This is a genomic window from Pedobacter sp. GR22-6 (assembly GCF_037402555.1).
Lineage (GTDB): Bacteria > Bacteroidota > Bacteroidia > Sphingobacteriales > Sphingobacteriaceae > Pedobacter.
This window is the reverse complement of the sequence record NZ_JBBEUC010000001.1, coordinates 267,738-281,242: the sequence shown is the minus strand read 5'-3', so window position 1 is coordinate 281,242 and position 13,505 is coordinate 267,738. Positions and strand designations below refer to the sequence as shown.

Below are 13,505 nucleotides of genomic sequence, written 5' to 3'. Positions count from 1 at the left end.
AAAATAAAGGTAGCTAGAAATCGATTGACAAAATGGTAAAAATCAAACAAATGATGCCAAATAATTTCTACATTGCCCGCGATTTAGCGGACTTATATCAAAGGGAATCAGCAATGGGGTACTATAATAAATACAGTGATTCAGAACTTTCGGAGTTATTTCGCTCCGGGGATGACACTGCATTTAAGGAAATATACGACCGCTATTATAACCTGCTTTACCTTTTTGCTTATAACAAACTCCGCAATACTGAGGAAGCGAAAGACGCGGTGCATGATATGTTTGCCTGGATGATCGACCACAGGCAAAAATTTGTTCTGAAGACTTCGCTATCCAGTTATTTGTATAAATCCGTACTGAACAAGGTATTCAATATTTTTAGCCATCAGGCCATCGTTAGAAAATACATTGAGCAGGGCGATTATTTTATTGAAGTAGATAGCGCCGAAACCGATTATTTGATCCGTGAGAAAGACATCGCCGATATGATCAGTCAGGAAATTGCCAACATGCCCCCAAAGATGCGTGAAGTCTACGAACTTAAATTCAATGGGTATTTAAGTGCAAAAGATATTGCTGCAAAATTAGACATATCCGAAAACACGGTGAACACGCATCTCAAGCGGGCGGTCAAAAAGCTTAGGGATAATTTAGGCGCTGCTGTTTTTGTACTCTACATCCTGAACAAATAATTTTACTAAAAATTATTTAGCTGATAATCAGCAAATTGATTGATTACTTTAATCTCAGTTAACATTTTCTTTATGCAGTGTCACCAATGAGGCCGTTTTATTTGCCATACTGTAAATAAGCGTTACACAGCCTTATGGAAAAAAAGGACATCAAGGATATTTTAGAACAGCTGCCTGCCGAAAGCCACAATGAGCAGGAGCTGCGCATGGCTAAGCTCTGGCTTTTTCAGCTCAATAATAAGAAGAGGGCTCTTGTGTCTGAATCTGAACTGGATAGGTCAAAATCGGAAGTCTGGCAGCGATTGGAAGCCCGGCTCGTTTCTGGTTCCCCTAAAGTAAAACTATGGCCTCGTATCGTGACGGTAGCCGCTGCAGTTGCTCTGATGGTGTTGGGGCTTTACTTCTTTAACTATAATAGAAAAACAGCTAATAATCCTGCCGATCTGATCGCTCAGGATATTGCGCCTGGAAAAGTTGGGGCTACCCTGACATTGGCTTCCGGTAAGCAGATCAGACTAACTGATGCCGCTAATGGTGAGCTCGCAAATGAGGCTGGAATTACCATAACAAAAACAGCCGATGGGCAATTGGTTTACGAAATTGCTGGCTCTGACACCAATCCAAATAATGTCAACACTTTATCGACGGCTAAAGGAGAGACTTACCAGGTGCGGTTGCCAGACGGCTCTATGGTAGAACTGAACGCTGCCTCTAAAATCAAATACCCAACCAGTTTCGCGAAGCTCAAAAACCGGAGCATCACCTTATCCGGTGAAGCTTATTTCCAGGTTGCCAAAGACAAAAAACATCCCTTCATCGTAACTACAGACAACCAGGAAGTAACTGTATTGGGAACAGAGTTCAACATTAAAGCATACGATGATGATGCAAACATCAAGACCACCCTTCTAGAGGGAAGTGTAAAAGTCTCCACAGTTGACAATAGCAACAGCTACCCCCGCACACTGGTACCTGGGCAACAATCCACCTATAGCAGCAGCGAGGGAATTAGTATAAAAGAAGTGGACACTGAGGAAGCTGTAGCCTGGAGAAATGGCTTCTTCATATTTGATAACGAAAACATGGAAACTGCTATGCGCAAAATCAGCCGCTGGTATAATGTAGAGATTATATTCGAACAACAGGAACTCAAAAAGGAAATATTCGGCGGAAGCGTATCCCGCTCTGAAAACATCACCCAACTTTTAAGGGCACTTAGCAAAGCCGCTAAAGTAAATATGAAAGTCGAAGGAAAAAGTATCATCATCTCGAGAACCAACTAAACCACAAACCAATCCAGACAAAATGAAAACCACTGCAGAGGGCCCCTAGCCACACCCGACGAAACTGACAGTATAAAAATCAGGAGTGCGGCAAACACCCCTGATCAAAAATCTGATCAGATCTACAAATGACATGTAACCATTTTTTAATGCTAAACAGAATACCAAATGTATAAAATATATACTAAACCTACGTGTTGGGAAAATCAGCACGTACCTAAAATCCTGTTGATTATGAAACTAACCACAGTTTTATTGATTGCTACCATGATGCAGGTGAGCGCAGCTTCTTTTGCACAGAAACTCACGCTCAAAAAAAACAACATTACGCTGGAACAACTCTTCAAAGAAATCCGGAAACAAACGGGCTATGCAGTCATCTACACGGCCGCCACTATTAATGACAGCAAATCAGTAAACGCAAACTACACCAAGACACCAATAGAAGAAGTACTGAGCAATAGCCTGAGAAATCAAAACCTGGTCTACGAACTGGACGGCAAAAATATCATCATCACCAGGAAGGCGTCATCCTTTCTGGACGAATTGCTGAGTGCTTTTGCTGCAATTGACGTCCGTGGACGCATAGTCGATGCTCAGGGTACTGCTTTATATGGAGCAACAGTGGGTATTAAAGGAACTGGAAAACGCACTCAATCCGATTCGGGAGGCAACTTTTACCTGCCAAATGTCGATGAGAAAGCCATAATTGTGCTCTCCTATATTGGCTACGAACCTGTAGAACTGGCTGCGAAGTCAGATATGGGTACAATTCGCATGAACCCGGTGGCAGCGGAATTACAGGAGATAATGGTAAACAAGGGCTACTATACGGAAAGCCAAAAGCTAGCGACAGGTAATACGGTCACCGTGACTGCGAAAGACATTGAAAAACAACCGGTAATAAATCCTATGCTCGCTTTGCAAGGTAGAGTTGCAGGTCTGCAGATCACGCAAAACAGCGGAGTGACCAATGGCTCCATGAATATTTTGATCAGGGGAAGGTCTTCACTAAACGATCTGGTTGGCAACAACCCCTTATTTGTGGTTGACGGAATTCCTTATCAGTCATTGTTATTGTATGACCCGCTTGGTAATAATGGTGGTAACGGCTTGTTAGCCAGCAGCCAGCAAGGAAATCCATTAAACTATATCAATCCAAGTGATATTTCCAGTATCTCTGTTTTAAAAGATGCTGATGCAACCGCGATCTATGGTTCAAGAGGTGGAAACGGAGTGATCCTGATTACCACAAAGAAAGGCCAGATCGGTCAGATGTCCCTGGGCGCGAATATGAGCCAGGGTTTTATGCAGGCGCCAAAACCGCTCCAATTGATGAATACCCAGCAGTACCTGGATATGCGTCGTGAAGCCTTCAAAAATGATGGCCTGGCTGTACCAAATGTTGCCACTGCTCCCACTGACCCTAATTATGATGTCAATGGCACCTGGAGCCAAACGGCAAATACCGATTGGCAAAAGGAATTAATCGGTCAGTTTGCCGCGTACACCAACCTCAATCTTGCCCTTACCGGCGGAACTGAAATGTCTCAATATGCCATTAGAGGTACATTCAACCGACAAGGAAATTTAGCGCCCGGGGATTTTGACGATAAAAGGGGCGGACTTAATTTCAACATCACCAGTTCTTCAAAAGATAAAAAACTAATCATCGATTTTTCGGGAAGTTTTCTCAGGGACAATAACCTGAATTCACAGATCGATGTGACGGGAAATACCTTAAGGGCACCCAATGCACCCGATTCCTATAATGCTGACGGTACATTAAATTTTGGCGGACCGAATTCCGATAATGCGAACAATCCTCATGCTAATTTGGCACGGACGTATAGTAATAAAACGGACAATTTCGTGCTCAGTTTGAAACCAACCTACAAGATCACGAATGGACTTGTTTTTACAGCTAACATCGGGCTTACGAACCTAAACAGTAACATCAAAATTAAACAGCCGGTGACTTCGTATTCGCCTTTATACCTTTCACTGGTTCCAGCTTCTAACATTCCTGCGCTGATCAATACGGTCAATGATCAGAAAACGTGGATTGTAGAACCTCAGCTGAGCTACGAGCTGAAAATAAAAGACCTCAAACTCAGTGCGCTCGCAGGTACCACCTTTCAGAAATCTGCTAACGAGGGGCATTATTATATAGGTAGTAATTTCGTGAGCGATGCTGTAATCGGTAATTTAGCGAACGCAGGTGAGTTTAATGTTGGGGATGGTGGTTCCTACCAATACAAATACAATGCAGTTTACAGCAGGCTGAATGCAAACCTATCGGATAAATACATCCTGAACTTTACCGCAAGAAGAGATGGTTCTTCCAGATTCGGCCCTGGTAAACAGTTTGGGAATTTCTATTCTGCAGCTGCTGCCTGGATATTTTCATCGGAAAATTGGATCGAAAACGCAGTCCCCTTCCTTAGTCTCGGTAAGCTGAGGGCAAGTTATGGCACCAGCGGCAATGACAACATCGGTAACTATGCTTACTATGATTTGTATCAGAGCAGAGGTGCAAATACCTACCAGGGCTTAACAGGCTTTTATCCGCGCTCCCTGGCAAACCCGGATGTGGCCTGGGAAAAAAATGCCAAGCTTGAAATTGCAATGGACCTTGGATTTTTTAAGGACAGGATCCTGGTCACCGCAGCCTATTACAACAACCGCAGTTCCAACCAACTGCTGAACTACAGCATTCCTACCTTTACTGGTTTTGGCGGTATCCCAAGCTATAATTTCCCCGCTACTGTTCAGAATTCGGGCTTAGAGTTCACTTTAAACTCACGCAATATCAACTCCGGTAATTTCGAATGGAGCTCTGCTTTTAACGTTTCTTTTAATCGGAATAAGCTGCTTAAATTTGACAACCTCGAAAATTCAAACTATGCAGGCATCCTTGAAATTGACCAGCCGGTCAACGGCAGAGGTTACGCATGGATCTATAAAGGCATTGATCCCAATACAGGTTTATATACAGCGCTTAAGAAAGACGGAACAGTGGGGTCGGACGCAGGCAACTACGTTAACCTGAATGGTGCCTACCAGGTTACTGCAGTTAATACCCTACCGAAGTATTTTGGTGGCTTGAATAACAGTTTCCGATATAAAAATCTGCAGCTGGATGTATTTTTGCAATTTGTCAAACAGGTAGGAAGGCTAAGCCTAACAGACCTCGCGCCAGGCTATTTCAGCACCGAGCTTTATGATCAGATCTCAACCTCGCAGAGCAATGTGCCTGTTGAATTTCTGGACAGGTGGCAGAAGACCGGCGACCAGGCCAAATATCAGCGTTTCACGCAATCGGATGAAGGCATACGGGCTTACGGTACCTGGGCACAGAGCGATGCCAGTTATGTGGACGCCTCTTATATCCGGGCAAAAAATGTGACCCTTTCTTACCAGTTGCCCAACGCTTTTAAAAATAAGCTAAAGCTGAAAAATGCAAGTGTAAATCTTTCAGCTCAGAACCTTTTTACCATCACCTCCTATAAAGGGCGTGATCCGGAAACCCAGTCTTATTCAACACTTCCTCCACTCAAAGTCTTTGTGCTGGGTCTACAAGTTAACCTTTAAATCTTACGAATATGAAATACCTATATGCTATACTCATTTTAATCTCGCTCAGCCTGACCTCCGGATGCAGAAAATTTGTTGAACTTGACCCGCCTGACGACAGGCTCACAGGATCTACCGTTTATGCTACAAATGAAACAGCAACATCAGTACTAAACGGCTTGTACATACGGATCAGCGAGACCAATAATGTCCTGAACAGCTATGCTACATCCTACATGAGCTTTGCATCAGATGAACTTAAAAACTATTACATCAATGCGATTTCATCATATACAAAACTCTATCAGAATAATGTATCTAGCGATACCGAAATTTATTGGAGCACTACCTACACGCTTATTTACAATTGTAATGTGGCTATTGAAGGCATAGAGAACAATAGTAAATTGAATGCGCAACTAAGACCGCAACTCCTGGGTGAAGCCAAGTTTATGCGTGCATTGCTATATTATTACCTTGTAAACACCTATGGTAAAGTCCCGCTACTCACCAAATCTGATTACCGCTTGTACACCATGGCAAAGCGTGCGGAAGTTTCTGAAATTTATACCCAGATCATCGCCGATCTTCAGGATGCACAAGCTAAACTCAGTAGAAATTATTTAAATGGTGATGCGCTGACGCCCTATCCTTCAACAAGCGCTGAAAGAGTTCGGCCTACCTATTGGGCTGCTACCGCATTATTGGCACGGATCTACCTCTATAATAAACAATGGGCACAGGCAGAAATTGCGGCTTCCGTCCTGATTGACAATACGTCTATGTTCGCTCTGGTTCCCCCATCTTCCGTGTTCCTGAAAAACACTACCGAAGCCATATTTCAATTGGAACCTGTTGTCAAGGGTAACTATGCTTTATTTGACGCACGTACTTTTGTGCTTACCAATTTTATAGGTACACCGTCAAACCCAGCCGCTATCAGTAATCAATTGGAACAAGCTTTCGAAGCAAACGATCAAAGGAAGGCAAATTGGATAGGAACAGCGACTATTTCTGGTGTAAAGTACCTCTTCCCGTACAAGTACAAAGCCAATACACCGGCATTAGCGGCTGCCAGACCAGAATACCTGACCTTGCTTCGTCTGGCAGAACAATATTTAATACGGGCTGAAGCACGTGCCCAGCTGAACAATATAGATGGTGCACAGGCTGATATCAACAAAATCCGTAATCGTGCCGGATTGGGAAATACCGCCGCTAATAGCCAGCCTGCGCTCCTGGATGCGGTCATGAAAGAAAGGCAGCTGGAACTGTTTTGTGAGCAGGGCCACAGATGGTTCGATTTAAAGCGTACCGGACATATTGATGAAGTAATGAGCGTGGTTACACCTATAAAGGGGGGAACATGGTCGTCCTATAAACAACTGATGCCCATACCCTCATATGAAATCGGAAACGATAAAAATCTCGATCAAAACCCAGGTTATAATTAATGATTAGCAGGATATAAATACGTAATGTATCAACTATTTACATTTATATCCTGCTTTACACTTCAAATGATCAATAAAACTCAGTTTAAAAAAAATGAAACAAATTTCAAAAAAAATAGTGCTTACGCTAATATTAGTTGCCGGATTATATACTGCGGTTTGGGCACAAACATCAGCCAAATTCATCATTAATGGCACTTTTAAAAATATGGCAACAATGCCAGACAAAGTTTTCCTGATATATCCGGATTATTTAAGTAAGAAAACGGACAGTGCGACTGTTGTTAACGGAAACTATAAATTTACCGGAGAAATAGAGAACGACGCGATAGAATTAACCTTAGCGTTGGGTCCTGATTTGAGTCCAATGCAGGTAACCGAAAGTGTTAAGACCAGCTTGATCCTTGTCAAAGGTGAAACGAACGTAATTTCGGATGGTTCGATTTCAAATGCTACAGAAACAGGGGCATCAGCTGAAATATATCGCCAATATCATCAGCTTTTCAACAAGGCTTTGAAAGCGGCCAAAATCATTTTTGATAAAATGCAATCTGTGCCTTATTTAACCCGTAACGATGTACGAACTCAGGCCGTAAAAGAATATCAGAATGGTGTTGCCTACCTAACGGAAAGCCAGCCAGAATTTATTAAGCAGCACCCAGCCTCGAGGTTAACACCTCTGTTGGCTTACTATATCTCCAGAGAGGAGTCATTGAGTAAAGCCAGAGCAGATTCATTGATTGCTACTCTGGAAAGTCAAAATGAAAGCAGCAAAATAAGAAGCATAGCGTTGACCAAACTTAAAGAGAAATCGGCCCAGGCGTCCTTAGAACTGACTGTATCGGAAGGGAAACAGGCACCTGATTTTACACAAAATGATGTAAATGATAAGCCCGTAAAGTTATCTGATTTCCGGGGAAAATATGTGTTGCTTGATTTTTGGGCATCATGGTGCGGGCCATGCCGTGCCGAAAACCCAAATGTGGTAAAAGCATTTAATGCCTTCAAAGACAAAAACTTTACTGTTCTCGGTGTTTCACTGGACAATCCAGGTAAAAAAGATGCATGGCTTGCTGCTATCGAAAAAGATGGCTTGGTATGGACACAGGTATCCGACCTGAAAGGCTGGGACAATGCAGCTTCAAAAATTTATGCGGTACGTGGTATCCCAGCAAACTTCCTGATCGATCCTTCAGGAAAGATCATCGGTAAGAATTTGAGAGGTAAGGAATTAAATGAAACTTTAGCTAAGATACTCGGTGAGAAGTAAATTTAGCCTTAATTTAGAGGGCGGTCAACAGTCGGACGGACTGTTGACCGCTTTTTTATGATCCGGCATAATTCCGAAAACTTTATTCGGTGACGCTTCGCTTAACACTGAACTGAATTATGATGTTTCGCTTAACAATGAACTGAATTATGATGTTTCTGTATTATGACGCTTCGCTTAACACTGAACTAAAATATACCTCAGTCCCAGATGTGCTCCCGTCATTCTGAGTTTATCTCAGAATCTCTCGAAAGAAAGGTCACAAAATTACAAATCCATCAAAAAGGCATAAATCATAAAATTTTTCTGCATGGCGATTGGATAAATTGTTGTACATCAACTAACGTACACCCGGGCACCGCAGGCCAGACATCGGTATCTTTTGACATCCAATCTTAATACATGTTTAACCCAAAATCCCCTGGGTATCCGGGTATCAAGATTACCAGCCTTACATTTTGGGCATTGCCGGTGGACTACAGGTTTTTGAAGCCAGGTATGTTTTGTTTCTTCCATTGATTGACGAATTTGTTCCCTCGTTCTACGAGGATTTAACCCCTCATCAGCTTATACCTGGCATGACCTAAAGTTAGGCAACGAGAATAAATTTATTGAAAGCCTTTATGTTAAATTTGCAGATCAGGTATTTATACGCGAAAGTCTTGCCCAAATTTAGTCGTTTTCCCAAAATCTGGCTCTATTCGTCCTAACCAATTCAATTGTTTATGGATAAAAACCGCTACGTCGATCTGCTGTAGAAGAAATTACAGAGTTCTGAAAAATCATCAGTCACAATAGCTCAGCTTTCTAAGCGTATAATATATTGAGAGCGTTAATTTAGATGGCGGTCAATGGTGGGATAAACTGTTGACCACTTTTTGGTTAAATACGATTTTAAGCCATAACTGAACAAGGCAATAGAAATGACAGTAGCAATAATTTAGCGATTTGTAAAGCCATTGGCGCTATTTATTTTTTCCTTAATGCTGTGGCAACCATTGCGGTGACCAATGCGCCAAAAACATAATATCCGATCGTCATGGCTTTAACCCGCTCTGTTTTAGTAACAGGTTTGGGATTCAATCCTAAAGGCTCAGGAAGTTTGATCGCACCAAGGCCCGCAAGTAATCCCATGGCTAGTGCTTTCGGCCAGATAAAACTGGTTTTGGAGGAAGCAATCCAACTGTAGTAAATGGTGTTGGAAACCAGGTCACCGGCCAAGGTCGCGGCGTACAGTTGATCTGAATCCGTGATGTTCCCGCCAAAATAACGGACTGTCTTCTGTAAGGCTTGCTCCCCCAGCTGATCTATTCTCGGCGTACTTCGCTTGTTTTTTATCGTTTCATGTAGCACGTTCAAGGCTACTGCTCCTGCCAGCCCGGCGGCGAGGTTACTGATCTTTCCCATATTACGCTTTATTATATACCTCATCTAACATCCCAGCGGGTAAAGAGTTTTAACATCCGGGCTGGTCCTTAATCCTTAAGTGGATTGTCGGGCCGTATTTTCTTTACACAGTTCAATGAGCTTTTCTGCTAGTTTTGTGGGGTTGAGTATGTCTGAGGGATGATCGTGGTCGATGATAGATTCCGGCATGCCTGTTACTTCTGCAGTTAACAGATTTTGTACCATGACTTTTCCGCCTGACTCCGCCAGATGAAGTGCACCCTCCAGACCATCATTGCCACCGCCGGAAAGGATAATGCCGATGGCTCTCGCTTTAAATTCATCGGCCAGAGAGCTAAAGAAGATGTCTACGGAAGAATTTAGGATTTTTTGATCGCGTGGCGCTACTTTTAACCAGCCGTTCCGGATGGTCAGGGAGGTATTCTCGGTGAGCACGTAGATATTACCAGGCAAGATCTGCACATCTTCATCAACTCTGGCCACAGGTATGGCAGTTTGAGCAGCTAGTATATCATTCAGGATGCTGTGCCGGTCCCGGTTCAGGTGCGTGATCACGATGAAGGCCGCTGGAATAGTTGTGGGTAGCCGTCTGAAAAATTCTTTTAAAGCTTTCAGGCCTCCAGCGGATGAGCCTATTCCAACTACGTAAAATTCTTTTTCCATCTCAAAGTTTTGGTGTTGCTATTAACACGCGACCTTTTCATTTGGTTCGGTTAAAAGCAAATTCTATCTCAGCAATCTCTTGTCCTGGCGGAAACAAACCATTATGAAATCAACAACGCTTTATACCATCGTAGCGCGGAGGATCAAAAGTAAAAAGGAATTCCGCAACAGTTAAAGCTGTGCAGTACGCTGCGCTATCCTTGCTCTATACGTACCCTATTATTGGCTTATAGTTGAGTTATCCTCCAGATCAGTCAACGATAAGGAGAGTATAATTCAAGATTGAGCCAGAGCACCACGCAACCTTATACCAGGCCCAGAAATGGCAAAAAAAAAAGGCAGCCATATGGCTGCCCTTTAATAATCAAATTGAAATCTATTTGCTCAGCTCTGCAAAATACTTATGGAACAGAGGCAAGGTTTCTATACCTTTATAATAGTTATAGATGTCGTATTTCTCGTTTGGTGAATGCAGCGCATCACTGTCCAATCCGAATCCAAAAAGCACAGATTTGATTCCCAGGGCGCTTTCAAACAAGGCAACAATTGGAATACTTCCACCACCACGTGTAGGGATCGGCGCTTTTCCGAAGGAATCGACTATCGCCTGCTCTGCAGCACGGTAAGCTACGCTGTCTGTAGGCGTCACTACCGGTTCTCCCCCATGGTGTGCAGTTACCTTTACCTTTACATAATCCGGTGCAATACTTTCAAAATGTTTCCTGAAAATCTCCGAAATTTCTTCTGAACTCTGATTAGGCACCAGACGCATCGAGATTTTTGCATTCGCTTTTGAAGGAAGTACAGTTTTTGCGCCTTCCCCAATATACCCACTCCATATACCGTTGACTTCCAGCGTTGGTCTGGTACCGGTACGCTCTAAGGTAGAATAGCCTTTTTCTCCCCACTCCGCGTTGATATCCAGATCAGTTTTGTATTCGTCCAGATCGAAAGGCGCAGCGTTCAAAGCTTTCTTTTCCTCATCACTCAATTCTACTACTTTATCATAAAATGCAGGTATGGTAATGTGGTTATTTTCGTCATGCAGAGATGCAATCATCTTACATAAAATGGTGGCAGGATTGGCTACCGCACCACCATAAACACCAGAGTGCAGGTCGCGGTTAGGGCCTACTACTTCTACTTCCATATAAGCCAGTCCTCTTAAGCCGGTTTCAATTGAAGGATTTTCCATGCTGATCATCGAAGTATCAGAGATCAATACCACGTCAGCTTTTAGTCGCTCTACATTGGCATTTACAAAAATGCCCAGGTTAGCAGAACCGACTTCCTCTTCCCCTTCAATCATGAATTTGACGTTACAAGCCAAAGTATTTGTCTGCATCATCAGCTCGAAAGCTTTCACATGCATATAAAACTGCCCTTTGTCGTCGCATGCACCACGGGCATAGATCTTGCCATCGCGGACAGTTGGTTCAAATGGCGGTGTATGCCACAGTTCCAATGGATCTGCCGGCTGCACATCATAATGCCCGTAAATCAATACGGTAGGCAGAGCCGGATCGATGATTTTCTCTCCGTAAACGATCGGATAGCCTGCTGTCTCACAGATTTCCACATGGTCTGCACCGGCTTCTCTCAATTTTGTCGCCACATAATCAGCGGTTTTCAGCACATCATCTTTAAATTTAGGATCGGCACTTACCGATGGAAAACGCAGCAATTCAAACAGTTCATCTAAAAAACGCTGCTTGTTGTCCTCAACATATTTTTTGATCTCTTGCATAACAAATTATTATTTACAAATTTAAGTTAGTTTAAAGCCAGTTTTGACATTTTTAAATGGAAAATCCATAGGCCGTCAAATACATTCTAAGGCCAATTTTCTAAAAAAAACGTCTATAATTTGTGGGGTTAAAACTAGAAAAATTAAACTAGTTGTCAGTAGATAGTATAAAAAATCTTTTGAAGGCTCTTAGTTAGTTGTCAAATTGACCGAGTGCCCGCTGAAGTTTAGTTATAATAAAATTTGCATCTTTTAGATGATATCCTCCGGATAGATGCGCATATAGTCCTTCCTGGAAGTCATCAGTATACATTACTCCTAGCAATTCCTTTTTAAGGTAGTCCTTTACCTGCTGTCGTGCAGCAGCGATCTTGTCTTCGAAATCCTCAGCATTTTCGATAACAAAAACCAGATCTTCAAAGTCCTGACTGGCGAGATAGTCTCCATTACCACGTCCTTTGAACGCTTCCCATTTTGAGGCCACAAAGTAAGGCAGGGAAAAAATGGATACATCTATCCCTTTTTCCAATTCGACTTCTATCGCATTTGCAAAACCCTCAGGATACCACCTATTGTTAAAGCCCAGCACATTTGCTTCAGTAGGCATCACATCTACAACCATACCTTGCACCCGGTACCGGCAGATGACCCCTGAAGCGACATCATTGACAAAACCAAGCCCTCGAAGTTTTTCATCAATTTCCGCGTACCCGCCATATTTGGCCAATTCGATGACTACATCCACATCATCTGTGGGCCTTACTTCGTCCGCAAGACCTGCATCTGTTGCATACAATGATACAGTTGCCCCACCGACAAAAACGTATTGCTGACCCAGACCGGCCAAAAGATGATGTACCGCTTTCAGACGGACCAGATTCTCATGCATATACTTTATTTAAAATATAACCTTAATAATTCCATCGCTTTTTCACACTCGCGAACCCTCCCGATCCTGACTGCATCAATCAAAGCGAGCATTCCATACAATTGATCATCGAGCAATGCTGCCTGAACCTGACCGGGATATAGTGGAGGTACTGAGTGGCCTTTAACTTTCCCTGAAGTTGACGGCCACACATATGCTTCAGATGAGGAAAAAAATTCTTCCAATACTGGTGCACTATGAGCCGTCGCTATTCCCTTTTGAATAGCACCAAGTTCAGCCGGGAAGACATAACTTAAACCATTCTCTATAAATTTCAGTAGCGCATTCTTCATCACCTTCCTTTTATCAGGACTCAACAATCTGGCAATCATCGATCTATTTAAAGATTCACTTACTTCTGAAGGACTGATAAAAAGGGAAGAGGAAATGTCTTTACCCAACCAATTGTCCTGCCCAAAAGAAATGATTTTCAACAATACTACAATATCGTGCGGCCTCATGCCATTATGCGCTTTCATAACAAC

General features: G+C 42.8%; 10 protein-coding genes. 5 read left to right on the top strand and 5 right to left on the bottom strand.

The genetic code is table 11. The features are described from left to right. Positions 1 to 50 precede the first annotated feature (50 nt). The 5 genes from WAE59_RS01175 to WAE59_RS01155 all read left to right on the top strand — a co-directional run bounded on the left by WAE59_RS01175 (position 51) and on the right by WAE59_RS01155 (position 8,275). A complete protein-coding gene (locus WAE59_RS01175) occupies positions 51 to 692 on the top strand; it encodes an RNA polymerase sigma factor (protein WP_337854090.1) in 642 nt (213 codons plus the stop codon). A 134-nt stretch (positions 693 to 826) separates the two neighbouring features. Next, the gene (locus WAE59_RS01170) at positions 827 to 1,975 is read left to right on the top strand and encodes a FecR family protein (protein ID WP_337854089.1); all 1,149 of its coding nucleotides are present in this window, start codon (positions 827 to 829) and stop codon (positions 1,973 to 1,975) included. 234 nt (positions 1,976 to 2,209) lie between these two features. Then, positions 2,210 to 5,569, top strand: coding sequence for a SusC/RagA family TonB-linked outer membrane protein (locus WAE59_RS01165; RefSeq protein WP_337854088.1), 3,360 nt, complete (start codon positions 2,210 to 2,212; stop codon positions 5,567 to 5,569). 11 nt (positions 5,570 to 5,580) lie between these two features. Beyond that, positions 5,581 to 7,005 carry a RagB/SusD family nutrient uptake outer membrane protein gene (locus tag WAE59_RS01160; RefSeq protein WP_337854087.1) on the top strand — a complete coding sequence of 475 codons (1,425 nt, stop codon included), beginning with the start codon at positions 5,581 to 5,583 and terminating at the stop codon, positions 7,003 to 7,005. A gap of 94 nt (positions 7,006 to 7,099) precedes the next feature. Beyond that, positions 7,100 to 8,275, top strand: a complete 1,176-nt coding sequence (locus WAE59_RS01155) for a TlpA disulfide reductase family protein (protein ID WP_337854086.1) — start codon at positions 7,100 to 7,102, stop codon at positions 8,273 to 8,275. 969 nt (positions 8,276 to 9,244) lie between these two features. On the opposite strand, the gene WAE59_RS01150 is transcribed toward WAE59_RS01155, so the two are convergent. The 5 genes from WAE59_RS01150 to WAE59_RS01130 form a co-directional block, all read right to left on the bottom strand. Continuing rightward, a complete protein-coding gene (locus tag WAE59_RS01150; protein ID WP_337854085.1) occupies positions 9,245 to 9,682 on the bottom strand; it encodes a hypothetical protein in 438 nt (145 codons plus the stop codon). A 75-nt stretch (positions 9,683 to 9,757) separates the two neighbouring features. After that, positions 9,758 to 10,345 (bottom strand): chemotaxis protein CheB, encoded by a 588-nt coding sequence (locus WAE59_RS01145; protein ID WP_337854084.1) that lies wholly within the window; start codon positions 10,343 to 10,345, stop codon positions 9,758 to 9,760. Between the two features lie 376 nt (positions 10,346 to 10,721). Next, the gene (locus WAE59_RS01140) at positions 10,722 to 12,092 is read right to left on the bottom strand and encodes a dipeptidase (RefSeq protein ID WP_337854083.1); all 1,371 of its coding nucleotides are present in this window, start codon (positions 12,090 to 12,092) and stop codon (positions 10,722 to 10,724) included. Positions 12,093 to 12,285: 193 nt separating this feature from the next. Then, a complete protein-coding gene (locus tag WAE59_RS01135) occupies positions 12,286 to 12,981 on the bottom strand; it encodes a nucleotidyl transferase AbiEii/AbiGii toxin family protein (protein ID WP_337854082.1) in 696 nt (231 codons plus the stop codon). 5 nt (positions 12,982 to 12,986) lie between these two features. Next, the gene (locus tag WAE59_RS01130; protein ID WP_337854081.1) at positions 12,987 to 13,499 is read right to left on the bottom strand and encodes a hypothetical protein; all 513 of its coding nucleotides are present in this window, start codon (positions 13,497 to 13,499) and stop codon (positions 12,987 to 12,989) included. Between the last annotated feature and the right edge of the window lie 6 nt (positions 13,500 to 13,505).